Genomic DNA, 25,348 nt, shown 5'->3' on the forward strand with positions numbered 1-25,348 from the left:
TACATCAGGCTTTTTTTATTCCATATACTCCCTATAATCCGGCTGAGTATTTTTATTGAGGCGTTAACATGCAGAAGAAATCTATTTACGTGGTTTACACTGGCGGCACAATTGGGATGCAGCGTTCCCCTAATGGCTACATCCCTGTTTCTGGTCATTTACAACGACAACTCACGCAGATGCCGGAGTTTCACCGTCCAGAAATGCCAACCTTTACCATCCGTGAACACCAGCCTCTGATTGATTCTTCTGATATGAGTCCAAGCGACTGGGGAATTATCGCCAACGATATCTACCAGAATTACCACGATTACGATGGCTTTGTGATCCTACATGGTACTGACACCATGGCTTTTACCGCCTCAGCACTCTCTTTCATGTTTGAAAATCTTAAAAAGCCTGTGATCGTGACAGGGTCACAAATTCCACTGGAGGCTCTGCGTTCTGATGGCCAGACAAACTTGCTTAATGCGCTATATCTAGCTGCTAACTATCCCATCAACGAGGTCGGTTTATTTTTCAGCAATAAATTGTTTCGCGGGAATCGAACAATTAAAGCCCATGCCGATGGCTTTGAGGCCTTCACATCCCCCAACTGTCGGCCACTGATCGAAGCAGGGATCAACATCCGTACGTTCAATACAAGCCCGATACCCGCCAGTCATGATGAGTTTACCGTACACCAGATCACATCACAGCCTATTGGTGTTGTGACTATCTATCCGGGATTATCCAGCCAAGTTGTTGAAAATATCCTGATGCAACCCGTCAAGGCACTGATATTGCGCTCCTATGGTGTTGGTAATGCCCCACAGCACGCTGATTTATTGAAGATCTTAAGGGAAGCGACTGAACGGGGTATTATCGTGGTCAATTTAACACAATGCATTTCTGGACGAGTCAACATGGAAGGTTATGCAACTGGCCACGCTCTGGCTACATCAGGTGTAATCAGTGGCTATGACATGACTTTTGAAGCCACCCTGACCAAATTGCACTATTTATTGAGCCAACCCTATGAATCCGAAGAGATCCGCCGACTTATGCAACAGAATCTACGTGGCGAATTGAGCTATTCAGATGAATAATAAAAAAGAAATCGGAAATATGATAAAAACAGCATTATTACTTATCGACCTGCAAAATGATTTCTGTTCGGGAGGAGCACTGGCAGTCAAAGGGAGTGAAGAGGTCATCGTAATAGCGAATAAGGTTATTAGCCTTTGTCAGAAAAACAATATCACTGTTATCGCAAGTCAGGACTGGCATCCCGCCAAGCATATGAGTTTTGCAGTTAATGCCAGCCAGCCTGTTGGAGAATCTGGGCTGCTCAATGGCATTCCTCAAATATGGTGGCCCGTTCATTGTGTACAAGGGCAATTCGGCGCAGATTTTCATCCTGCGTTGAATCAATCCGCTATCCAAGAAATTTTCCGTAAGGGTGAGAATCCGCAGATAGACAGCTACAGTGCCTTCTTTGATAATGATCATAAGAGCGCAACCCGGCTGCATGGATGGCTGGCGGATCAAAATATTCAACGACTGATTGTGTTGGGTATTGCTACGGATTACTGCGTAAAATTTACAGTACTAGATGCACTGGAACAAGGCTATGAAACCTACGTGATTACTGATGGTTGTCGTGGGGTCAATCTTCAGGATGATGACAGCTTAAAGGCATTTAAGGAAATGGCTGCTAAAGGCGCTAAACTAATCCCACTGCATGAAATAACAACACTTTTTTAAACCGGCAACCAATACTTCTGGACATAATATTCCAGAACATAACCTCGTCGAATCACTGCACAAGACGAGGTTATTTCCTCATTCTTCTGGCTGTGGTTTTAGTTTCACGACCATTTCTGACTGGAACATGGCCTTCAACTCTTGTTTGCTTTTTATGGTAATTTGGCCATCCGTACCAATCGTCATGTGTTCAGGATCGTGATTATGCTTGGCTTGCCAAAGCATCACCATCTGTAAACTGTGCTCTTTCTGTTCCGGCGTTAGCGGTACACCATCCTGCCACTTGCCTAATTCAACAGCCTGAACCAATCTCTGATAAATTTCAGGTGTCATGGCGGAGAGTAAATCATCCAACTTCATCGATATTTCCTTACGGCTACGTACATTATGCTGAATCGTTTCTTCTTTAATTACTGATTTACGTTGCTGTTTTGTCAAAAAAACAGGCCCAGTAACGACACTAACCTTCTGTTTCATCCCCAGTTTCCTCGTCAATGAAGCGCAGTGCCGCAGAATTGATGCAAAAGCGCTCTCCTGTAGGTTTGGGGCCATCGGGAAAAACATGCCCTAAGTGTGCCTGGCAGTGACTGCAACGCACTTCTATTCGATGCATGTTGTGAGAATAATCATCAAGACAATTGATAGATTTATCATTGAACGGCTGGTAAAAGCTTGGCCACCCACAGCCAGAATCAAATTTAGTGTCAGAAACAAATAATGGCTGACGGCAGCACAGGCAGTGGTAAATGCCACTTTTTTTGTTATGCAGCAGTTTTCCTGAAAATGGCGGTTCGGTTCCTGCTTTTTGCGTAACATAGAGCTGAATTTCACTAAACTGTTCTATAGAAAGGGAAATATTTTTAGTTTTAGCCATAGCGACCACCTTTTAAGGCCAATATTTTCAATAAAAAAGCATCGAAAACAACAAAAAATCAACATCAAAATGTTGAGAAGCATTCTAACCCATTCAACATCGCAATTTGCTCTACTAATTGTGATAAGTCTCACATATCTAACCGATGGTAACTTTAAATATCTACTTATGCCCCGATAATGGAAGGCGTAGAGTTGTCTTGGCTGTCTAACAAGCGTTCAGATAGTGATTTCTAAATTGATCTTTTTCAATTGTTGACACGATTCCGCTTGACGGCTGACAAGATTTTGGTAACTTTAGAAACAACTTTTAATTCACTAAAAAATAGCTGGTGGAATACTATGACTATCAAAGTAGGTATTAACGGTTTTGGTCGTATCGGCCGTATTGTTTTCCGTGCCGCACAAGAGCGTTCAGATATCGAAATCGTTGCTATCAATGATCTGCTGGATGCAGAGTACATGGCTTACATGCTGAAATACGATTCAACCCATGGCCGTTTCAACGGTACTGTTGAAGTTAAAGATGGTCAGCTGGTTGTTAACGGCAAAACCATCCGCGTTACATCTGAAAGAGACCCAGCTAACCTGAAATGGAACGAAGTGGGTGTTGATGTTGTTGCGGAAGCAACCGGTATTTTCCTGACCGACGAAACTGCACGTAAGCACATCGCTGCCGGCGCGAAAAAAGTTGTTCTGACTGGCCCATCCAAAGACGACACGCCAATGTTCGTTATGGGTGTCAACCACAATGCCTATGCAGGTCAAGAGATCGTTTCCAACGCATCTTGCACAACCAACTGCCTTGCTCCACTGGCTAAAGTTATCAATGACAAATTCGGTATCGTTGAAGGTCTGATGACCACTGTTCACGCAACAACTGCAACTCAGAAAACTGTTGATGGCCCATCAGCAAAAGACTGGCGTGGTGGCCGTGGTGCAGCACAGAACATCATCCCATCTTCTACTGGTGCCGCGAAAGCTGTAGGTAAAGTTATCCCAGAACTGAACGGCAAACTGACGGGTATGTCTTTCCGTGTTCCTACTCCTAACGTTTCTGTTGTTGACCTGACTGCTCGTTTGGCTAAGCCAGCAACTTACAAAGAAATCTGTGATGCAATTAAAGAAGCTTCAGAAGGCGAACTGAAAGGCATTCTGGGTTACACCGAAGATGATGTTGTTTCCACTGATTTCAACGGCGAAAAACTGACTTCTGTATTTGATGCAAAAGCAGGTATTGCACTGAACGATAACTTTGTAAAACTAGTTTCTTGGTATGATAACGAAACGGGTTACTCTAACAAAGTTCTGGATCTGGTTGCTCATATCTCTAAGTAATTGAATAGCATCCGCGTTCATAAAGGCCACCTTAAACAGGTGGCTTTATTTTTATCTATTCCGATTTATCTCTTAAAAACATTGAGCTATTCTTGCTCCTAGCCAACCGCCAATTCAGGTTTACATAAGGTCATGACAGATGCTTGATAAAATTTTCTCATTACCGGTTGTAGAACAAATATCTCCTTATATCAGTCAGCGAAATATTGAAGGATTTCCGCTGATTGTTGTTTCACACCCTAAAGTGCGCGGCGCAATCAGTATTCAGGGCGCACATCTTATTACATGGCAGCCCAGTGGCGAAAAACCTGTATTATGGTTAAGCGATAACACTGAATTTAATACAGGTACAGCCATTCGTGGTGGCATTCCCATCTGCTGGCCTTGGTTTGGTTCGACAAGCGCTCCCAGTCACGGTTTTGCACGGATCTTGCCTTGGGAATTCAGGGCACACCATGAAAATGAAAACGGCGTGATCTTAACATTTACGCTACAAGATAACGCCGATACACATAAGTTATGGCCACACGAGTTCACACTCATTGCCCGTTTTAAGTTAGGGGAAACCTGCGAAATAGAGCTGGAGTCTCACGGAGAATATCAAGCAACATGTGCTCTCCACTCTTACTTCAATATCAGTGATGTCAATCAAATTCGTGTCAGCGGGCTTGGTGCTCATTTTATCGATACCGTTGCCGATAAAAAACAGTATGTTCACGAAGATCTGATTTTTAAAGGACGAATTGACCGTATTTATACTGAACCAGAAGATTTCAGCCTACTCAGTGATACACCGTGGAAACGAACTATTGAAATTCACCATTATCACCATAGTGATGTAGTTTGCTGGAATCCCGGTGCCGAACTTTCCAGTAGTATGAAAGATATGAGTAAAGAAGGTTATAAGAATATGGTTTGCATCGAAACTGCACGTATCAATTCCCCACAGCTATCCAGAAATAACAACCCTGCCAGACTTTCTGTGGTTATCCGTTGCCGCAAGAATCCTTGATGGAAATAAACGATAAGCTGAACTCTATCATGACTATTTTGCTACAGCTATCTTGAAGAGTTCAGCTTTACACCTTTCTTGACATGAACAATATCTGTCAGAAAGTATAAGTAATACCCGACCAGATAGTACCGGAGTATGAGCGATTGGTCATTGGGCTGTTTTTAACTTCGCTTGGTAAATGTTCTACACGCCCCATCATGAAAGCAGTCCAATTCTTATCGAAGGTATAATAACCAGATAATTCAAGATAAGGGCTCCAGCTATCGCCCGGTGTATATTCAGCCAGACCGCTACGCACAGATTCGCTCTTTTTGATGCCATAACTATAACGGTTCTGTTTTTTGCTATCCCAGACAACGCCTATCCCTGGTTCCAATAACCAGCCGCTCTGCTGGAAACTATATAAATAGGCGAAATCAGCACTGATACCGTTACTTTCGCCCAGTATATCGGCAGCTAATGAGGCACGCAGCACCCCCCAATCTTCATGATGTTTATAAGTGAAACCACCCATAACCGTGTCACGACGACGATCCAGTTTTTTCATCTGCTCATCTGTACTATCCTTGGGATGGAAAGCTTGTGGAGAATAGAACAGATCTACAGAAAGTTTATCCTTTGGCTGGTTCCAGAGGTAATAACCTGCCGCCAAAGTCTGAAAATAAAAGTTTTCACTCTCATAAGATACCATGGGAACCGGTAGTATTTTATCTTTTGTTTTCAATCCCTTGTAAGGTTTAGCTTCATACAATGCCGACAACCCAATAGACCATTCGCCAGCATATGCCACAGAAGAAGACAGGCAAAGCCCCACTACTGCAATAAACACCTTATTAGTCATTATAAGTTATTTCCTGTCAGACAAATTGTTGTGAAATCAGGCATAAAGTGTATGTATCCGGTGATTTATTGCCAAGCAATTGATAATGATTTTTGATTTAATCGCACTATATGCATAAAATCCGGAACTGGCAGCTTGATGTTACCATTGGTTAAAAGTCATCAAGTTACAACGTCACACTTAGATATTATCTGAATATTAATTTTTCTGATGCGATAAAGAAAAATGCAGGCATTTATTCCAAATTTCGGTACGGAAAAATGCCTGAAAGAGATAAGATCAGTTAACAACTACCGGAACACGTATAGCTAAAGCACAGAGCAGTTCATAACCAATGGTTCCTGCGGATTCCGCCACTTCATCCACTGGCAAGTTTTCCCCCCACAACTCCACGGTGCTACCTATTTCTGTTTGTGGACACGGCGTCAAATCAACCGTCATCATATCCATCGATATGGCACCCAGTAACTGTGTACGGACGCCATCAACAAGGATGGGGGTACCCGTTGGGGCGTGCCTTGGATAACCATCAGCATAACCACATGCCACCGTACCTACACGGGTAGGATACTGGGTTGTATAACGGCTGCCATAGCCAATTTTTGCCCCTATGGGTAGGTCATGAACCGCAATGATTTCACTGTGCAAACTCATCGCTGATTTCAAACCCACATCAGCAATATCACGCCACTTTCCACTCGGGGATGCACCATACAGAATAATACCCGGCCTAACCCAGTCACCATGTGTCTTCGGATGCCACAAAATTGCACCAGAATTGGCTAGACAGCGAGGAAGTGAGCCCATTTGCAGACATTCAACAACCGCAAATTGCCCATCAATACCAATCTCATTATCTGAATTAGCAAAATGAGTCATCAACGTGACTGAATTGATATTTTTTATGCGATTCGCCATTGAGACCACCTGTGAATATTCTTCGCGGGTAAAACCCAGCCGATTCATTCCGCTATTGAGTTTCAAATAGATATCAATGGGGTTATTCAGTCTGGCCTCTTCTATTGCTTTGAGTTGCCAGTAACTATGCACTGTAGTTGTCAGGCCATATTGATCAATGAGCTGCAAATCCGAAAGTTTGAAAAAACCTTCCAATAGCAGGATTGGCCCTTGCCACCCGTGTTCCCTTAAATAAATAGCTTCATTCATATCAAGCAGTGCAAATCCATCCGTTTGCATGAGTGACTGCCATATTCTGTCCAATCCATGCCCATATGCATTAGCTTTCACTACTGACCAGATTTTGCTGTCACCGACTTTCTGGCGGATAACCGCCAAGTTATGGCGGAATGCATCGAGATGGATCGTCGCCAAAATAGGACGTGGCATGACGACCCCTTATAATTTATGCCGTATGTAAACGATGCTTCACTCGAAGCACTTTTGTATTGAATCCATTGATATATCTAAATACCGAGAGATCATCTGCCACGATTTCCGGCGTCTTGCCAGAAATTAAATCAGACAATAACTTCCCTGAACCACAGGCCATCGTCCAGCCTAGCGTTCCATGCCCTGTGTTTAAATAGAGATTACTATATTTGGTTGGGCCGACGATAGGAGTACCATCTGGCGTCATTGGGCGTAGCCCCGTCCAGAATGTAGCTTCAGCAATATTGCCACCGCTGTGGTAGAGATCCTGCACAACCATTTTTAACGTTTCACAGCGATTATTCGGCACATTCATATTGAAACCGACCATTTCTGCCATGCCACCAACGCGAATACGGTTATCAAAACGAGTAATAGCTATCTTGTAAGTTTCATCCAGCACAGTTGAGGTCGGCGCTCTTGCTTCATCCATAATCGGCATCGTCAAAGAATAGCCTTTCAGCGGATAAACAGGGATTTTAACGAGTTCTTTCAGCATGTCGGTAGAATAAGACCCCATCGCCACCACGTAGTTATCCGCTGTCATGATGCCATCATCACACTGGACACCCGTGATTTTGTTTCCATCCACCAGAATCTGTTTAACCTGATTGCTAAACACAAACTTGACTCCCGCCTCTTCTGCCATTTTTGCCAGTGCCTTGGTAAATATCTGACAATCACCCGTTTCATCATTCGGCAGTTGTAACCCACCCGCCAATTTATGGGAAACATGGGCAAGTGCAGGCTCCACTGATACCAGTTGTTCTGCGGTCAATAATTGGTAAGGAACACCTTCTTGTTCCAATACTGCGATATCATTGGCGGCATTATCAAACTGTTTGGCGGTTCTAAATAATTGCAGAGTTCCCCCCTGACGCCCTTCATATTGAATGCCAGTATCTGCCCTTAACCGTTTAATGCAATCACGGCTATATTCTGCCAATCGCACCATCCTGCTTTTATTCATGGCGTAATGGTCTGCATCACAGTTGCGCAGCATTTGCCACATCCAGCGTAGCTGAAACAGTGAACCATCAGGGCGAATAGCCAGTGGTGCATGGCGTTGAAACATCCATTTTACTGCTTTCAGTGGTATCCCCGGTGCTCCCCATGGCGTTGCATATCCCGGTGAGATCTGACCGGCGTTACCTGCACTCGTTTCTTCAGCGGCACTATTCTGGCGATCAACCACAGTCACTTCATGACCTTCCTGTGCCAAATACCACGCACTGGTGACGCCAATAACGCCACCGCCTAAAATAAGGACTTTCATTCTGCCCCCTATTGGATATGAGTAATATGTGCAAGCATAATATGCTGAATATAAAAAGCCAATATAGAATAATAGACTGCAACATTATTAATTTAATTTTAGGATTTGAATCACATTTTCATTACAAAACATTGATAACATCGTCATTCTAAATTTGATCAAAAATCAATAAAAATTAAATTAATTCAATAAATTAAATAAGGATTTAATGCTGACAATCACCTTATTTCACTACCTGTTAAAGTGATTTTTGCGGGAAAAAAGAAACATAAAATTTACAATTCAAAATTACATTAAACTACTGACAAACTAAAATAATCAGAATTAAATCTCTCGGCAAGAACAATTGGGCAGAATAATAATTTAAAAAATTGAATTTTACAGTTTGCGTAAATTTTCAACATCAATTGAAAAATAAAAATATTGGAGCGTGAATAAGATGGAAAAACAACCAAATGTAAAAAAGCGCACTAACTAAACTAGTGCGCTTTTAAAATATGATGACAGATAAAAAACAGAAATTAGAAATGCAATTTGATCAGCTGTGACGTGCTTCTGTTAAATCATTCAACATAACACTCTGCATGCCATGCCAAATGATTCCGCTTTCTTTACCATAACTACGCACACAATCCATGATTTTTTCATAGGATTGTTCCCGACACATCGTACTCAATTGCTGATAGAAATTCAGTGCCAGCATACGGGCATCAGGGTTTGAGAAATAATAGCGGCCAACGCGAGTATAAAGCCCTCTTAATCCATTGATAATCAAACCGTAAATTGGGTTTCCTGACGCAAAAGCCAGCCCACGAAAAATATCATAATCCACAGCACTGAAAGATTCGGCGGTATCTTCCACATTCTCTTTTTCTGCCAGTACTTCCAATGATTTTTCAGGATTATGTCTAAATGCAGTACGAATAAAAATAGCAGCGATATTGGTACGAACCGCCAGTAGATTATCAATTAACTGGGGAACGCGATCATGATCAAGCCGTGCCAGCGTTTCCAGAATATTAAGACCGGATGTTTCCCAGAAGTTATTGACCTTTGTTGGCTTTCCATGCTGAATAGTCAACCAGCCATCACGGGCAAGGCGCTGCAACACTTCACGTAAAGTAGTACGGGTGACACCGATCAACTCAGATAATTCACGCTCTGCTGGCAGCATGGAACCTGGTGGAAAGCGATTATTCCAAATGCTTTCAATGATATACTCTTCCGCGAAACCCGCAGGGCTTTGAGCCTTAATTACCATATTTTAACTATTCCAAAGCAATTTTCTTAGCTAATAATAATCATCGATCATACCAGAATGCGTCTGATCGACATAGTTACATAGTAAATAAACAGCGAAAGAGTGAAAGGAATCATAAAAAACGGAATTATTCGCTGATTAATTATGTCCTGATACCCTTAAATTGCTATCGTTTAGCGCGTACTATGACTCTTTAGATTTGTCCCATGTATCCACAAAGAGGAATATTAATAATAATGGAAATCAGTATTCGACATGCAGTGGTGAAAAACTTTCTCGGCAACTCGCCGGATTGGTACAAATTGGCTATCATTGTTTTTCTTATTATCAATCCACTGGTTTTTTTCTTTGTCAATCCCTTCGTTGCAGGGTGGATGCTCGTTGTCGAGTTTATTTTCACGTTGGCAATGGCGTTAAAATGTTACCCTTTACAACCCGGAGGATTACTCGCTATTGAAGCGGTCATCATCGGGATGACTTCGCCAAAACAAATAAGTCATGAAATCTCCAACAATCTCGAAGTTATTTTGCTGTTGATTTTCATGGTTGCCGGCATCTATTTCATGAAGCAACTGCTACTGTTTGTTTTCACGAAGCTGCTGTTAACTATTCGCTCCAAAAAAATGCTGGCACTCGCATTTTGCCTGGCGAGTGCCTTTCTGTCTGCGTTCCTCGATGCCTTGACCGTTATTGCCGTCGTTATCAGTGTCTCGGTAGGGTTTTACTCCATTTATCACCACTTCCTTTCCTCCAGCCAAAATGACAATTCTGACCTGAACGATGATCAGTTTATTGACAGCGAAGATAAAAAGCAGACTCTGGAACAGTTCCGGGCATTTCTGCGCAGCCTGATGATGCATGCAGGTATCGGCACAGCTTTGGGTGGTGTAATGACCATGGTGGGCGAGCCACAAAACCTGATTATTGCTAAACACGTTGGCTGGGATTTCGTGACGTTTTTTGTTCGTATGTCTCCTGTCACCATACCGGTATTTATCTGCGGTCTGCTGGTCTGCTTGCTGGTCGAGCATTTTAAATTGTTTGGTTACGGTGCTGAATTACCCGATCACGTTCGTTCGGTTTTAGAAGATTACGATAAAAAAACCAGTGAAAAACGTACTCGGCAGGAAAAAACTCAACTTGCCGTTCAGGCATTAATTGGTATCTGGCTGATTTTTGCATTGGCTTTCCATTTAGCAGAGGTCGGGCTGATTGGTCTGTCGGTAATCATTCTGGCTACGGCATTCTGCGGTATCACCGAAGAGCATGCTTTAGGTAAAGCGTTCGAAGAAGCTCTTCCGTTTACTGCACTGTTAACCGTTTTTTTCTCTGTCGTTGCCGTGATTATTGATCAGCAATTGTTTACGCCATTCATTCAATATGTGCTGCAATCTTCGCCAGCCTCACAATTGTCATTATTCTATCTATTCAATGGATTGCTTTCTGCCGTTTCTGACAACGTATTCGTAGGTACGGTTTACATTAATGAAGCGCTAGTTGCCTTGAAGAATGGTTTAATTTCACAGCAACAATATGAATTTCTGGCAGTCGCTATCAATACAGGCACCAACTTACCATCAGTGGCAACACCAAATGGACAAGCAGCATTTCTGTTCTTGCTAACATCTACCCTGTCTCCATTGATTCGTCTGTCTTATGGCCGCATGGTGGTGATGGCGCTGCCTTATACCATTGTGATGACATTGGTCGGTTTGTTGAGTGTGGAATTCTGGCTTGTTCCAGCGACTGAGTATCTGATAAAACTCGGTCTGATCACTCCACTTTAATTGCTCCGCAATTTACCTCAAACTAAACCGGATAGTGAAAATGTGCACTGTCCGGTTTTTTATTGCTCCCTTTTTTAAAAAGATAATGCGATTAATTTTATTTTTTTATGGTTTTTAAAACGGCAAAATAAGCCATCATTTATAGTTAAATTTAAACGATGGGGAAAACAGAAAAAATGTTTCGATTTTTAAAACAGAGTTCCCAAGGGCAAAGCGCATGGTTACTGATGGCGTTAACAGCTCTTATATTAGAATTGACAGCACTTTATTTTCAACATGTGATGAAGTTACAGCCCTGTGTGATGTGTATTTATGAGCGAATTGCGCTATTTGGCATTTTGGGAGCTGCTCTGCTCGGTGCCATTGCACCAAAAACACCACTACGTTGGCTGGCAATCCTGCTGTGGCTGTATAGTGGATGGCAGGGATTACAACTGGCGTGGGATCATACCATGATGCAGCTCCACCCCTCCCCTTTTAATACCTGCGAATTTTTTGTTAGATTCCCGTCATGGCTACCCTTGAATGAATGGCTGCCTTCTGTATTTCAAGCCACTGGTGACTGTTCGATGAAACAGTGGTCATTTCTGACGCTGGATATGCCGCAATGGTTAATTGGTATTTTTGCTGCTTATTTGGTAGTGGGTGTTTTGGTTCTGATCAGTCAGTTTTTTACTGTTCGGGGTAAAGACTGAAAACATAACTTAGTTGCAAAAAGTTATTTACTATTATCAGCTTAACAAGCTTCCGAGATATCAGGAATCATTGCACCACAATAATAAGAGACAGCCCGTAAGGGCTGTTCCTTAAGAAAAGATATCGTATAAGCTAACAAAATAGCAAACACACTACCCAACATCGTCGTCGGTGTGTTTACAATAATTATGGGTTATTTTTGACAACAAGAAAACTCAAATAGACGTGCAGCCACCATCCAACAGGGCTCGTTCATCACAGCGCCGCCCATTTGCTAATTGGCAAACCGGCGTTTGATTTCCATTAAGCTGTACTGCCAGCGCTAGAATTCCCCCTGCATCAAAGCAGGTCGTACTGGCATTTTCACTCAGGTTGATCCCCAGATCAGAATATTGATAATTTTTGTGGCGTTTAAATGAATGATCAGTTTGTTGCCCACTGCAACCCGCTAATACCCATCCCATCAGAAAAAAGCTGCCCAAAACGGGCCTACGTTGCAAAAACATTTTTTCTCCCACTGCATTACCGATACATTAGATATTTCTGTCTCTTAGTTCATAATAACGCTCGCAAACTAAGCAATAAATCAATGTCCAGTGCTTTTGGAAAACAGGTTTTTACCAAAATTTGGTTTTTGATTAATATCTGGTTATTATACAAGTAGTTATTAAATACTTCATAATCCATCAGGTAATAAATGTACACACATATGTACAAACAAAAAAGCACTCAAAGCATCCTAGGACTCTATAGTATTAGACATATTTTACGCTTGCCACAACTTTGAAAAATTCACATTAAACACTACGACCGCTACAACTACCTGAAAGAGAAATCGGAGATTGTGGAGAGGTGGGAAAGCAAGCTATTGTCACTATAGGGCAGAAACTTGCCCTTAAGATGGGATATCACACCTTGCGGCAACCGTAGTAATTTCCACCCTAGTTGATTAACTCATTGATTTTTCCGAGGTCCTCACTTTGACCTCCCCGACATCTCTTCCGTAAATTCGCCTTTATTCCAACTGTTGGGGAAATCCCAATGGTTACTTTATGTGCTGGACAAAAGGAATAAATTCATTGTGTTTCAACGTATTACTTGTGCGCAAGGGGCTGGGCAAAACGCATTAACCCTTTGTTTCTAGCTCACTCTTTTGTGCGCACCTCTTATTGAGTTGTGCAAATTTTGTGAGTCAGTATTACTGCCGCGCAAAGTTTGCAAGTAACTATCAGTTACGCCGAAAGTCCGATTATCGGATATTGGATTTTGCATACCGATATTATCGGCGCTCAAATTATAAGCAGAAGCCAAATCTGGCGTCTGATTAAATATCAATGAGTTATCACTAAAATGGGCATTCTCACTAAAATGGGCTTTCAAATCCCAATTGGCGCGATCAGCCAAAAATTTGTCCGATTGGAACTGAGCCAAAGTGAGGACCTCGACTACAGGTTGGTACGTTAAATATACAGAGCTGTTTTTAACCTACCCTCTTAAAGATGGTAGCCTCTCAAATTGGAGGCTCCTTAAACTAAAGGAATCCCTACAGTTAGTTTTTACTGCCTCCGTTTCAAACGGAAGGATGCCGGCACCATGCAGAGGTTAAAGACGGGAAATCCCGCTTTTAGCTAACTTGTTGATTTTACTTATTTCCTGCACAGAGACGGAATTCAATTAAATCAATCAGTTAAAATGGTGTAATTCTCCCATTTATCTAAGTGATTGATTTTACGTAATTCTGTCACAGGGACAGAGATTAATGAAATCAAAGAGTTAAGTTAAAGGGGAGAATTGTCCCCTTTAAACTCATAGTTTTATCAGTGGGATATGGATTTTATTAATTTCCAAACAGCCATTCCGTGCCATCCTAATCAGACGTTCTCTCCAGTATTGATGAACCTTTTTATTGATGTTCACAGGCGGAGAAGTAGCCCGCCTTCATAGACTGATAAAGTCGCTTTCAAAGCATAATGATTGGAGGTAATACTATGTACGATTGGTCTGGAGCTGTTCCTGCTAAACTTGAACAAGGTCAACCTACAGGACTTATTCTCAAAAAGGGAGATGTTATATCTATTGTTGCTAAGGGATGGGTGAAGTATGGCCATCCAGATAACTACTGGGCAGCACCCCAGGGTACTCTACCTAAAAAACCAACGCTACACGACACACTCATTGCTAAAATCGGTAATAAAACCTATGGAATAGGAAACGGCGTGCTTCATAAAACGGTTCCTGAGGATGGGGAGTTAATATTTGTGTTCTTTGACTCCCCAGGTGATTACGGTGATAATTCTCGTGAATTCCTTGTTAATGTAAAAATAGAGTCACGCTATTCTCCTCTCGAAGAAATAAGTAGATAGCAAAATTACTCAACCCGCAACTTTCTGCGGGTTCATATCAATCATGAAAATCACCCATTGATAATATAACCAACGATACTGTTTCAAATTTAAATAATCATTTTTAGTTGATATCTATGCGAATTAATTACGTCCATAATCTCACAAATTAAGCAATTTCTGATCAACATATTAGCGGGAGTGATTTAGTATGAAGGGTCATACATAAACATTAAACTGTTATTCCTGCTGGGTAATGACATATTAAAACTTATCTTGAAATGTGGGATTATGAGCGCTGATGATGAATTACATGTTATTGAATTAGTAAGAAAAATGGATGAGGGTTCAACTCAACCATTCTTGTGTCGATGCAATGATGATCAGTTGTATGTAGTTAAAAGCACGGCATCAATGCCACGAATTGAACTCATTCATGAAATTACGGCTTCAATATTGGCTCAGAGCATCGATCTACCAATACCTGACTTCAAGATTGTATATGTCTCTGATGACTTCGTTGAGTATCTTCCCACTCTGTACAAAGGCGGGATAAGTTCAGGCTATGCATATGCATCAAAATTTATTGAGGATTCAGCAACTATAAATTTTGGATTAGCTCATGAAGCCATTGATATACAAAAGCAAAAACTAATTTACCTTTTTGATAGGTTAGTAAATAACTCCGATAGAAACCTGTCAAAACAGGGCGGAAATGTAAATATCATTTATAACTATAAGAAACAGAGATATTATCTGATCGACCACAATCTAGCATTTGACTCAGAATGTACTTTGTCACAATTCGAATACCATGTTTTCTCACCTCGTCACAGGGATTGGGTTTTCGATATGCTGGATTGTGAAAATGTAGTAGATATAGTTTCAACACTAAAAAAGAAACTTACGGAATCCATATCATCACTACCAAGTGACTGGGCTAACGAGCTACCAGATAAGGACGCTGCATTAAATAACATTACATCATTAATTGATAGAGGTTTTAACCAAGAGTTTCGGAGTACGATTGTATGAGCACCCCATGTCTTTACAGTATAATAAGATATGCACCCTATGCGGAAACTGAAGAGTTTGCCAATATTGGTGTAATTGTGTGCGCTCCAAAACTTGGTAAAATGTCTTTCAAATTAACCAAGAGCAATGACACTCGTGTAAAAAGTTTCTTTAAAGATGATACCATTTTTCATGTAGTTAAGCCCAGTATAGAAAAAGAGTTGCAAACCGCATGTAATTTAGTATCTCGGATAAATAATCCTCATAAAATAGCTGATTTCTTCAATACATTAACATCGCCGAGAGAGTCTATTTTCTACTATAGTACCCCGCGAATTTTATTAACAAGTAACTATGATACTGAGTTAATGAGACTTTATAGAAAATTTATAAAGCACACCGAGCACACGAAGGAAAGAAGAGAAGAAATTCTAGCTAGGGAATTAAAAGAGAGATTTCAATCATATCAAGATCTTAAAAATTTATTCAGAAAAGAAGTAATTGGCGGAGAACTTACTCGATTTTCAATGCCTTTAGTTGCAAGAAATGATGAACATGTACTGTGCGCAATCAAACCATTAGCATTTACTCAAGATGAGCCAAGTAAAATGTTGGAACATTGCGATACGTGGGTGTCTAGGGTCAAACGAGCCATTAGTGAAGACATCTTTAACTTGGAATCCGTACTATTTACTATTGATTCTCATAAAAAACCATCAATTGCGGAACAAAAAGCAATTGACGAAATACGAAAAACTTTAGACAGCAATAAAATACCCCACTTTAAATATAACGATGACAGTTCAATCGTGCAGTTTGCAAAAAGCTCGATATAGATTTTATTCTTTCCAGCCCTCCTTTGAGGGCTTTTTTGCGCCTACTTCACACCCCACACCGCCCACATTTTCCCCAATTCACCCAACTACCCGCTAATCTTCCCTATTGGCTATTTATTGAATGAAGATAGGGGCTATGCTCCTGCTGAGGATCGGACACCAATACCTGTTTCTGATTCCAGATAGAATCCTCCGGCATCTGGACACGGACGTCTAATCGGGTTCCTGCGGGTAAATCACAGGGTTCATCATCCGTGTAGTGCGTCTGCTCATCCTGTGACTTCATGCGCCTGTTCTGCAATCGGGCAGGCATATGGGCGTTCTGTCGGTGAGTGACCCTGATTTCAATAGCCCCATCCGACAGCACCTTATCATCGACATACACTAACTCATTGCCATTGACGTCACGGGGAACACTGATACCGCCATGAACTCCCCATGCCCCATCAGCGTTATAGCCAAGGATACCGGATAGTTTGTAGTGGCCAAGGCCGAGTTTGGTGACTGTCGCACCTTCGGATTCGTCGTTGGTAGTGAAGGTGCCATCGGGGTAGATTTGGATGATGGGGGAGGATTTTTTATAATATCCGCTGCCATCCACAGTCCACATATTGGAGGTCATGACGGTGAAATTCTCCCATACACTACCCGCCACCCTTTTGACACACATGACATTCCTACCATAATTAGGGAGTACAATTAGTTGCTGGTTGTATGCATTGTCATAGCAGGTTTTAATAACAGATCCCCACTCTACATCGCCGATTTGATTGGATGTAGCATGCGTGTACGAATAAAAACCCGTCTTATACCCTAAATTCTCCATGTTATCTATATGTGACTGCCAATACATACCGTCACTACCCAGCCCATAGTCCCTAATTTTCACTACTTCCCCTAAACCAAGGTTTTTCACAAACTCCAGTTTATTAGGAATGTCTGCCCCGTTCTGGCTCTTAACCAGCTTCCCATCCATAGCCGCCTGCAATGCCCGGATGGAGTCCAGTGTGACTTTCTGGCCGTTCGGCATCTCCACTTCAACCTTGCCATTTTCATTCATCCACCGGTCCATGTTTTGCAGGAACAGGATGATATAGGCGTTAATGGCCACCATATGCCGGACACCATCGGAAACGGTATCGGGGACAGTGGTTGAGATGACATATTTCGCATTGTTAAGACTGACTGAGGGCGCAAAGGCCAGCACCAGTTCCGTGTCTGAATTCACCGACTGGATGACATTCTGAATCACCGTATTACCGGATTGAATAGAGATAATCTGGCCGGCTGCAATGCCGTTAATATTGGATTTCCATTGGGTGCCCGTTCCGCGAACCATAGCAGAGCCGGACACGATATTAGTTGTGCCATCTGAGTAGATCATGTTGTTATCCTGAGAGGTTAGAAATTGAAGTTTAATCGTAGAGCGATGTGTCTATATAAACGTTTTTACCCATAACACCACTGAACCACCCCGGCGAATTGCCCCCATAAAAAGCATATTCTTTGGCGTAATAACGAATGATTGTGTGATCCCCGTTTTTTACAGCCTGTGGTGACCATGTAGAATAAATAGTTAATGTCTGTCCCCCGTGTGGGCCACCCACGTTTATTATATACTCTCCATATCCCGCTATGGTCGCCATCACAGCAACATCTCCCCGTATCGTTTCAGCGTAATTAAAATAGGTATGAGGCGGAGTGGTTGAGGGGAATTCCTTCATCACACCTTTGATTGCCAGTGCCTTACTGAGGTGATGCAGGATGCATTTGCCATTTTCTCCCCATACGCACACCCCCCATTCCCCTATTGGCGGGCGTTGTTCTTCATCGGTGAAAACATAGATTTTTAGCTTTTCGCCATGAGGTGAACCGTCAATGACCAAACTCCACTTACCGTTCCCGCTGCCCTGAAAAACATCAGGCAAACCATACCGCGTTTTCTCTACCCAACGGGTAAAAACCAAACAACGGGTTGACGTCGGTATCCCCAAATCAATATCCGTTCTGGGGAGTGTGCCACTGACCGTAATAACCCGTGTCTCCCGCAAACAGAGGGGGGTGCTATTTGGCATAATCCACGGCGTACCGTCAGGGGCTGTTAATAATGCACCAAACATCAGGCCCCCTTTTTCTTGTAGAAAACCAATATTGTTCTGGGCGTATCCGCCGAGATCGCAAAATTGGACTGGGATGGCGATGCTGTTATTGTCCCCTGGTTTATCGATAGAATGTAACTGGGCGCATTTATCCAACCTGTCACACTCATCACTGTACTGAGTATGGTGTAATCAAGTTCATACCCATCAGGCAGAACATAAGTCCGGCTGAATGACAAGGTGTTGGCTGGCATGTCAATAATACCGGCCATTAAAAATGGAATAACCCCCGAGTTATTAGGCCGCCCCTTCTCATCCCATGTCTGAAATCCCCACATTAAAATACCCCCGTAATTTTTCCGAATTGCCCTCTCAGCCTTCCTTTCTCGTCTGCAATACTAATCGTCGTATTGGTCTGCTTCATTTTTCCCTGACTGTCTGAGCCGATATTTTCCATCTGTCCCGTTTGCATATTCCAATAAAAGCCCGATTTACCCGGGATATAATTAACTGATTTGATTTCGGCACCAATTAACAGTTTTTGGATGGTGGTTTTATCAAAAAACGCCTCCCTCACAAACAACTGTCCATTCTTCACCATCATGAACGGCTCCATCTTGCCACTGGCCGGATTAAACCAGCCGAAGTTCTCGGCATTAAAGCCGATGGAAGTTGTCACCTGTCCATTTTTCACCTCAGCACCAATCACCATCCCGGCTTTATAGAACTGGTTGTTGTACTTCACTCCTGCTCCGACATAGTTAATGGCATAACCATTCCCGTCGATATCAAAGACCGCCGTCGCCTTCGTCTGCACCGCCGCTGCATTCTCTCCCACTTCGGCCTGCACTTTCTTCATGTCCTCAGCAAAGGCTTCCCGGTCGCTAACCTGCGTGGTCTGAACGTGCAATATCTCGGCCTTAAGATCACCATTCACTTTAAACTGTCGCTGAACAACAGCACCAGTAAGGGCGGCGTTCTCCATGATGGCTTCGGAGTTAAAGTCCATTTGAGACTGCAAACGCTGCCCGGCTTTGTTGGAAAGAAATTCCTTACCTGCTGCATCGATGATCCAGTTCGTATCCGAAGAAGACTCCCCACGAATGAACGCCGTCCACGGGGATTGATTACCGGACTTGTCCACCAGCCGCGCACGGAAATAGAAAGCAACGCCGGCCGCCAGTCCCTGCATCGTATGCGTTCGCTGGGGATAAGGAATATCGGCCAGCAACATTAAACCCTCACCGTCATTCGTCTTGCTGTACTGGATTTCGGTTTTTAACGTGTCGTCCGTCTGGGGAGCAAAGCCCCAATCTAGCTGGATACCGAAGATGATCGGAATAGTCCTGAATGCCAGCGGAGCCGGAGGGTTACCCTCTTTCCCCTTCAGATGAGTTTCGGGGGCGTTTGCCCAGAGGCTGGATATCTCAGCGGCATTGATCGCCCTCACCCGCGCCTGATAACGTCCGGCATAAATATTGGGAATTTCAAAGCCCTGTGTAGAGGTTCGGGGCGCAGATATCCAGTTGCCATTATCCCGTCGCCATTCAGCTTCATACGCAATCGCACTTTCGGCGGCATCCCAAGTCACTCTCAATGTCGTGACGGCAATCCCCTGATTGACCACAGAATAACTGCTGATACCGACATTTTTCGGCGGCGGCTGAACACCGGGCGGAATAACGGAAATCGGACGCTCGTCTATTCGGGTGCCGGTGTCGATATGGTCATATTTATCGGGATTATGCTCAACGGCGGTGATATCGAATGACACCCCGTCCTCACCTTCTTTAATGCCGGTCACCCTGAATTGCTGGATAACCAAATCCGTCGCATCAATGGCCCAGACATTTTCAGTGGCGGGAGTTTCTGAGTATTCCGTGGTGACCGTGATAACATGCTCATTGACGGCCTGGATAGTTCGCCCTTCCGCTTTACCAGAAGGCAGGTTCAGAATTAACCGCTCACCCACTTTCGCAGACGATACCCTGTCGAGAGTGATATTACGCCCATCCACCACACTGATACGTCCACCCAGCACGCGACCGGAAAACATTTCATCCGCCACACCGATAATGTAACCGGGTAAGGGGATCTTCCCATCCAATCCCACTGTAAACGACACCATGCGGTCATATTCATTAGTATGCAGCACCCATTTTCCGCGCCGGATAGCCTCACTCTGGCGGGTGCAACCAATCGCGGTAATATCGGCCTGTTTAACCCCAAATCGGCGTATCAGGCGATTTTCGAAGACGGGTTCTACCGCATCCTGATAACCATTCTGCGGATCTGACCAGCTCACCATCGCGGTACTGTAATGGGTCTTCTCGCTGGCACTGGCATAAGTAAACTTACCGTCCCGAACATTGGCGCGGGTGTAGATGTAATCCATATCCCGCGGCATATCGGCCAGCGCATTCATATTGTTGTTCGCCCAGAACGTCATACCCCGAAAGATACCGGCAATGTCTTTCAGGACTGTCCAGGCATCCTCTTGTGACTGGATATACACATTACAGGTAAATCTCGGCTCCTGCCCGCCCTTACCATCAGGCACAAGCTGATCACAATACTGCGCAATACGGTACAAATCCCATTTTGCCAGGGCAAGGTTCTCAGCCTTCACCCGTGTACCGATGCTGAACCGGTCATTAATCATCAGGTCATACAGTACCCACGCCGGATTATCTGTCCATGCCCATTTAAACGACCCGTCCCAGACACCGGAATAATGGCGGCTTTCAGGGTCATAATTGGCCGGAACGCGGATGATACGCATCTTCGGCTCACACGATACCTGGGGGATATTGCGGAACTGCTTGGCGTCAAACTGAACAAAGAGTAGTGCGGTTTCGGGGTAACTCAGCTTGGCATCAATGACCTCAGTGATCGCTTCTACCACCATCGCATCCGCAATCCGGTTAGTGGTCTGTTTTGGGGTCAGACGGCGTACACGAACCTGCCAGCCTGAATGTGCCTTGGGCAGATCAATACGGTGTGAGCGCTCATATTTGGTGGTTGTTTTGCCATCGGCGGCTGTCTTCAAAACTTCCTGATAAGCCCCGCCATCGGTGGCAACATCTATCGCATAGTCAATAACATAGCCGACCGTATCGCCGTCATCCTTCTGTTCCTGCAACTGTGGACAAGATAACCTAAGACGTACCGCCGACAATTGGGTATTAGTGACCGAGCGTACCCATGACTCCGTTAGCTCCGTGCCAACTGTAATATCATTTTCTACCGCAGGCATACCGGGGATATAATCCTGATGGGGTGTGCCGGGGCGAAATTCCCACTTCACCCCCTGAAAATTTGCCTGACCATCAGGGCCAATAATCGGCGTGTTATCCAAAAAGATATTGGTGCCGTCCAGACCGCCCGCAAACTCTCCTTCGCCCAAGGCCAATAAGATTTTGGCGTAAGAGGTCGATTGCAGGGAATCCGGCGATTCAACCGGAGTACGCGGACTTTCACCGCCGCCTTTACTGCCCCGAATAAACTGATTAGCCATATTTCACCCATAAAAAAAGCCGCCGTAGCGACCGAGTTAAAAACATGAAGACTTATTGCTGATCTTCTGCATAGATACCCGCCGAGATAATGGCACCCCCGATACGACGCTTACCATATCCAATCGGAACCGGATTCCCCTGCGCGATGGAGTTGACTGGCCCACCAAACGCGTAACTGGGTTTATTATCGGGATCTTCCCGTCGTGCCAGTCCACCCGGCATCGGTGACAGCATCTGCACTACGCCCCCCAGCATCATAGAGACACCGGACATCACGAGCGGAACACCCCACGGAGTCGCCCACATAAACGCCCCGGCCACCACCATCACTGCGCCGAGAATAGTCTGGAAGATACCCGCCTTTTTGCTGCCAATGATCACCGGGGCAATACGGATATCTGAATCACCGGACAATTCCAATTCGTCACGGCTGATATTGCGCTTCCCATTGAACACAGCAAAGGTCAACCCGCGCTCTTTAGCGGTGAGCAGGAACTTTTCAAAGCCGTCGATAAGGACAGAGAGTGCGTGAATGGCTTCCTTGGGCGAAGAGACGGCCAGCCTGTGCTCGCGTCCGAACTGGGCACCCAATATCCCGTATAAGCGTATTGTTCGTAGTGTATTCATTCTATCGCTCCTTATACCTGACAGTTTTCACCGTTCTTTCTTGCCAATACCCACTATATGGGACTCGATTGCTGAGTTGTCCGTACATATGGTGGATCATCACCCCATCACCGATATACACGCCCGCATGATTGGGTTCATTGGCCTGTACCTGCATAATGATCACATCACCCACCTGCAATTCACTACTGCATTCAGTAAACCCAGCATCCGCATAGTTCTTCATATACAGATTTTCGCCACGCTCCCACCAGCCATCTGAGCGCTCAAAATCGGGGATATCAATATCACGTTCCAGCCGATACCAGTCACGGACAATGGCGTAACAATCCCAAATACCATGTACGAACGGGCGACCCAACAAGGGCTTTATTCCCTCAGTCGGCATAATGGTACGAATATCGCCCTCCGGCCACGAGACAATAATCCACGGCACTTGTGACAAGTCACATTGTGCAATATCTAACTGACTGGGTTGTGTGGTGGCGTCGGGGTGACTGTGGACAATAGCTATAATAGTGCCTACGTCTTCGGCTTCTGCATAATCTTCTGGGTGGATGCTGAACTGTTCTGTAGGAGACGGTGCGGTATTACGGCAACGGATATATTGCTGCTTGCGGCTATTTTGAATCACCAGACCACAGCATTCATTGGGATATTCTGCTTTAGCGTGATCCATGACGGTCTGAACAATACGCTGGTACATGTCGAATTCTCCAGATAATAAAAACCCCGTCGAAACGAGGTTTTTTTATGCAGGTTTTCTGTTTGCAAAAATTATATTTCCAATGAAATATTCATTTCTTTACTATTTCTAATAACCGTAAAAGTTGCTTTATCACCCGCATGATGGGATTCCATAGCGGAAATATAATCACTAACAATTGTAATTTTTTTACCATCAATAGCGATCACAATATCTTTTTCTTTTAACCCACCTTTCTCTGCTATTCCTTGTGGAGTCAAAGTATTTATATATAACCCAACTGACTCAAATGAAGACTGTACCAGATTGCCACTTTTATCAGACATACCCCACATAACACCAATCATTTTAGGGGAAAATTGCTTAATGTAATTCCCGACATATTTATTAAATGCAATTACTGATTCATACTGATCGGGAACACAACGAATGAAATTAGAGCACGAAACTCTAATATTAATTAATGAAAACCCATTAGGAAGAGGTGACTTAGTAACTTGGCATGCCGTATTGGTACTATTGCCAAGTGTATTATAGGTTTCCATATAAGAGTCACTGTAATGTTGAATTTTCATTCCGCAATTCTGATTGACCCATTCCCTAGCGGCAGCCCAGCCTGCATTACACTGCTTCTCTGAAGCGCAAGTCGGAATTGTTTGATTCATTATATCTTGCTGTTTTATTCTGTCCCCCTGAGAAACGCAGCCCGATATAGATGCTATTGAGATAATAAAAAGTAGCAATAATTTATTCATTTTACCTGTACGTCCTTTAACTGAAGTAGATAAACATTATTGCTTTATTTTATTTGTAAATAAATGCCGGAGCATCTTTTTTTGCTATCTCAGTAAACAACGATCACGTTACTACCGCCTTAACAACGCAGAACCGGGGAAGCCACCAAAGGGAAGTTGATTTCCTTTCCCGAAGCGCAGCTCACATCCTGTTGACAATAATCCAGAACAGGCATCTTTTGATGGATCATCTGTCGGGTTGCCGTCTTCGTCAAAATAACGATCACCCGTGTAGTTGCAGGGGGATTTTCGATATAACCCGCGCATACACCATGTACAAAGGCTGTGAATTTGCCGCGTCGGAATTTGAATCCCTTGCAGGTCAGCCGGAGAAGACAAGGCAAACTTGATGGCCGTATTGTCCTCATGCGTCTTACTGTCAATATAGTAGACGTCTATTTTCTCCTGTGTCGGGTTAGCTTCTGGATTACCTTCGGGGAAATTACGGGCATCCAGATAATGTGCAAAGGTCATGCGAATAGTGACACGCGCCTGAGCCATATTCTGATAAGCTAAACACATGGCACTAATAGTGCCGTCTAGATTAGCTACACTGAGTGTCGGTGAAGCCGCCCTGCCATCACTGCTGACCTCCAACCCTTCAATTTTAACAGGCCACGGCTTATACTCCACCCCTTGCCACCAGATAGATTTTATGGGTAACTGATCGGTGTTTTCCAGTTCATTTTCTGTATACGGAATGGGCTGATTATGAAAATACAGTTCTGGCCCACCAAAGGCCGAGCCATCAACAACAAACAATAGAATCTTATCCCCCGGCGCAAGACGCTGGAGATCGGCATTAATTGTCATGAGATATCCTAGGGTTGATAGGTAGTTTCAAACGTGGCGGTGAGTTGATACATCTGTTCATGCATGCCATTCATGCCCAAAGCTGTTACCCGGTGTCCCTGACAGACATATAACCCTAACTCAGATAAGGGATTACACCACTTGAAGGAGCGCCACCCCTGATGACGAAGCAAGAACTGGCGGATTTCGCCAATATATTGCTGGTTGCCAACGAAAGTTAACGGCCAGCTTTGATGATTACTGTTGATGCCGTCACCACTCCGCTGACTGTATCCATCCCCAAACTGAACAGTGCGCACTCGCTGAGTAATATCACCCGTCGGATTGACACGGGGAACATAAGTAAACTCTTCTAATTTCATTATCGTCCTCCTTTA

26 protein-coding genes are annotated in these 25,348 nt (G+C 43.8%); 9 read left to right on the forward strand and 17 right to left on the reverse strand.

Annotated features, from left to right (window positions below; translation table 11 throughout):
- The first annotated feature begins 68 nt into the window (after positions 1–68).
- The gene (ansA, locus tag PSI22_RS01175; RefSeq protein ID WP_273577945.1) at positions 69–1,088 is read left to right on the forward strand and encodes an asparaginase; all 1,020 of its coding nucleotides are present in this window, start codon (positions 69–71) and stop codon (positions 1,086–1,088) included.
- 22 nt (positions 1,089–1,110) lie between these two features.
- On the forward strand, positions 1,111–1,746 hold the full coding sequence (gene pncA, locus PSI22_RS01180; RefSeq protein WP_273578012.1) for a bifunctional nicotinamidase/pyrazinamidase: 636 nt from the start codon (positions 1,111–1,113) through the stop codon (positions 1,744–1,746).
- 78 nt (positions 1,747–1,824) lie between these two features.
- Here the strand turns inward: pncA and PSI22_RS01185 are convergent, their stop codons facing one another.
- Positions 1,825–2,106 carry a YeaC family protein gene (locus PSI22_RS01185; RefSeq protein ID WP_038188948.1) on the reverse strand — a complete coding sequence of 94 codons (282 nt, stop codon included), beginning with the start codon at positions 2,104–2,106 and terminating at the stop codon, positions 1,825–1,827.
- Between the two features lie 100 nt (positions 2,107–2,206).
- Positions 2,207–2,620 carry a peptide-methionine (R)-S-oxide reductase MsrB gene (msrB, locus tag PSI22_RS01190; protein ID WP_273577947.1) on the reverse strand — a complete coding sequence of 138 codons (414 nt, stop codon included), beginning with the start codon at positions 2,618–2,620 and terminating at the stop codon, positions 2,207–2,209.
- A gap of 341 nt (positions 2,621–2,961) precedes the next feature.
- Between msrB and gapA the strand changes: the two genes are divergently transcribed.
- Complete coding sequence (gapA, locus tag PSI22_RS01195) at positions 2,962–3,957, forward strand: glyceraldehyde-3-phosphate dehydrogenase (protein ID WP_038192158.1); 996 nt, start codon at positions 2,962–2,964, stop codon at positions 3,955–3,957.
- 139 nt (positions 3,958–4,096) lie between these two features.
- Entirely contained in the window at positions 4,097–4,969 is an 873-nt protein-coding gene (locus tag PSI22_RS01200; protein ID WP_273577950.1) for a D-hexose-6-phosphate mutarotase, read from the forward strand.
- A gap of 97 nt (positions 4,970–5,066) precedes the next feature.
- Here the strand turns inward: PSI22_RS01200 and PSI22_RS01205 are convergent, their stop codons facing one another.
- From PSI22_RS01205 to fadR, 4 genes are all read right to left on the reverse strand, one after another.
- Positions 5,067–5,813: a MipA/OmpV family protein gene (locus tag PSI22_RS01205; RefSeq protein ID WP_273577952.1), complete on the reverse strand. Its 747-nt coding sequence runs from the start codon at positions 5,811–5,813 to the stop codon at positions 5,067–5,069.
- 279 nt (positions 5,814–6,092) lie between these two features.
- Entirely contained in the window at positions 6,093–7,160 is a 1,068-nt protein-coding gene (gene dadX, locus PSI22_RS01210) for a catabolic alanine racemase DadX (RefSeq protein WP_273577954.1), read from the reverse strand.
- A gap of 16 nt (positions 7,161–7,176) precedes the next feature.
- Complete coding sequence (locus tag PSI22_RS01215) at positions 7,177–8,478, reverse strand: D-amino acid dehydrogenase (RefSeq protein WP_273577956.1); 1,302 nt, start codon at positions 8,476–8,478, stop codon at positions 7,177–7,179.
- A 538-nt stretch (positions 8,479–9,016) separates the two neighbouring features.
- Positions 9,017–9,739 (reverse strand): fatty acid metabolism transcriptional regulator FadR, encoded by a 723-nt coding sequence (gene fadR, locus PSI22_RS01220; RefSeq protein ID WP_273577959.1) that lies wholly within the window; start codon positions 9,737–9,739, stop codon positions 9,017–9,019.
- A 236-nt stretch (positions 9,740–9,975) separates the two neighbouring features.
- Here fadR and nhaB point away from each other — a divergent pair, with 236 nt between their 5' ends.
- Both nhaB and dsbB read left to right on the forward strand, forming a co-directional pair.
- A complete protein-coding gene (gene nhaB / locus PSI22_RS01225) occupies positions 9,976–11,526 on the forward strand; it encodes a sodium/proton antiporter NhaB (RefSeq protein ID WP_273577961.1) in 1,551 nt (516 codons plus the stop codon).
- A gap of 176 nt (positions 11,527–11,702) precedes the next feature.
- A complete protein-coding gene (dsbB, locus tag PSI22_RS01230) occupies positions 11,703–12,221 on the forward strand; it encodes a disulfide bond formation protein DsbB (RefSeq protein WP_273577963.1) in 519 nt (172 codons plus the stop codon).
- A gap of 216 nt (positions 12,222–12,437) precedes the next feature.
- On the opposite strand, the gene PSI22_RS01235 is transcribed toward dsbB, so the two are convergent.
- Positions 12,438–12,728, reverse strand: coding sequence for a putative hemolysin (locus PSI22_RS01235; RefSeq protein ID WP_273577965.1), 291 nt, complete (start codon positions 12,726–12,728; stop codon positions 12,438–12,440).
- A 634-nt stretch (positions 12,729–13,362) separates the two neighbouring features.
- Positions 13,363–13,626, reverse strand: a complete 264-nt coding sequence (locus PSI22_RS01240) for a hypothetical protein (RefSeq protein WP_273577967.1) — start codon at positions 13,624–13,626, stop codon at positions 13,363–13,365.
- A gap of 584 nt (positions 13,627–14,210) precedes the next feature.
- Between PSI22_RS01240 and PSI22_RS01245 the strand changes: the two genes are divergently transcribed.
- The 3 genes from PSI22_RS01245 (at position 14,211) to PSI22_RS01255 (ending at position 16,414) form a co-directional block, all read left to right on the forward strand.
- Entirely contained in the window at positions 14,211–14,585 is a 375-nt protein-coding gene (locus tag PSI22_RS01245) for a LecA/PA-IL family lectin (protein WP_273577969.1), read from the forward strand.
- Positions 14,586–14,855: 270 nt separating this feature from the next.
- The gene (locus tag PSI22_RS01250; RefSeq protein ID WP_273577970.1) at positions 14,856–15,599 is read left to right on the forward strand and encodes a HipA family kinase; all 744 of its coding nucleotides are present in this window, start codon (positions 14,856–14,858) and stop codon (positions 15,597–15,599) included.
- Entirely contained in the window at positions 15,596–16,414 is an 819-nt protein-coding gene (locus PSI22_RS01255; RefSeq protein ID WP_273577972.1) for a DUF3037 domain-containing protein, read from the forward strand. The genes PSI22_RS01250 and PSI22_RS01255 overlap by 4 nt, the downstream gene beginning before the upstream one ends.
- Before the next feature lie 103 nt (positions 16,415–16,517).
- Here the strand turns inward: PSI22_RS01255 and PSI22_RS01260 are convergent, their stop codons facing one another.
- The 9 genes from PSI22_RS01260 to PSI22_RS01300 all read right to left on the reverse strand — a co-directional run bounded on the left by PSI22_RS01260 (position 16,518) and on the right by PSI22_RS01300 (position 25,333).
- Complete coding sequence (locus PSI22_RS01260) at positions 16,518–17,798, reverse strand: phage tail fiber protein (protein WP_273577974.1); 1,281 nt, start codon at positions 17,796–17,798, stop codon at positions 16,518–16,520.
- 31 nt (positions 17,799–17,829) lie between these two features.
- On the reverse strand, positions 17,830–18,534 hold the full coding sequence (locus PSI22_RS01265; RefSeq protein ID WP_273577976.1) for a hypothetical protein: 705 nt from the start codon (positions 18,532–18,534) through the stop codon (positions 17,830–17,832).
- Complete coding sequence (locus PSI22_RS01270; protein WP_273577978.1) at positions 18,534–18,851, reverse strand: hypothetical protein; 318 nt, start codon at positions 18,849–18,851, stop codon at positions 18,534–18,536. Before PSI22_RS01270 ends, PSI22_RS01265 begins: the two co-directional genes overlap by 1 nt.
- Complete coding sequence (locus tag PSI22_RS01275) at positions 18,851–22,030, reverse strand: TipJ family phage tail tip protein (protein WP_273577980.1); 3,180 nt, start codon at positions 22,028–22,030, stop codon at positions 18,851–18,853. The genes PSI22_RS01270 and PSI22_RS01275 overlap by 1 nt, the downstream gene beginning before the upstream one ends.
- A gap of 52 nt (positions 22,031–22,082) precedes the next feature.
- Positions 22,083–22,658 (reverse strand): tail assembly protein, encoded by a 576-nt coding sequence (locus PSI22_RS01280; RefSeq protein WP_273577982.1) that lies wholly within the window; start codon positions 22,656–22,658, stop codon positions 22,083–22,085.
- A gap of 1 nt (position 22,659) precedes the next feature.
- Positions 22,660–23,364, reverse strand: coding sequence for a C40 family peptidase (locus PSI22_RS01285; RefSeq protein WP_273577984.1), 705 nt, complete (start codon positions 23,362–23,364; stop codon positions 22,660–22,662).
- Positions 23,365–23,435: 71 nt separating this feature from the next.
- Positions 23,436–24,119 carry a PDZ domain-containing protein gene (locus tag PSI22_RS01290; RefSeq protein WP_273577986.1) on the reverse strand — a complete coding sequence of 228 codons (684 nt, stop codon included), beginning with the start codon at positions 24,117–24,119 and terminating at the stop codon, positions 23,436–23,438.
- Positions 24,120–24,230: 111 nt separating this feature from the next.
- Entirely contained in the window at positions 24,231–24,971 is a 741-nt protein-coding gene (locus PSI22_RS01295; RefSeq protein ID WP_273577988.1) for a phage minor tail protein L, read from the reverse strand.
- Positions 24,972–24,979: 8 nt separating this feature from the next.
- Positions 24,980–25,333, reverse strand: a complete 354-nt coding sequence (locus tag PSI22_RS01300) for a phage tail protein (protein WP_273577990.1) — start codon at positions 25,331–25,333, stop codon at positions 24,980–24,982.
- Positions 25,334–25,348: the final 15 nt, after the last annotated feature.

Source organism: Xenorhabdus aichiensis (assembly GCF_028598775.1).
GTDB classification, from domain to species: Bacteria; Pseudomonadota; Gammaproteobacteria; order Enterobacterales; family Enterobacteriaceae; genus Xenorhabdus; species Xenorhabdus bovienii.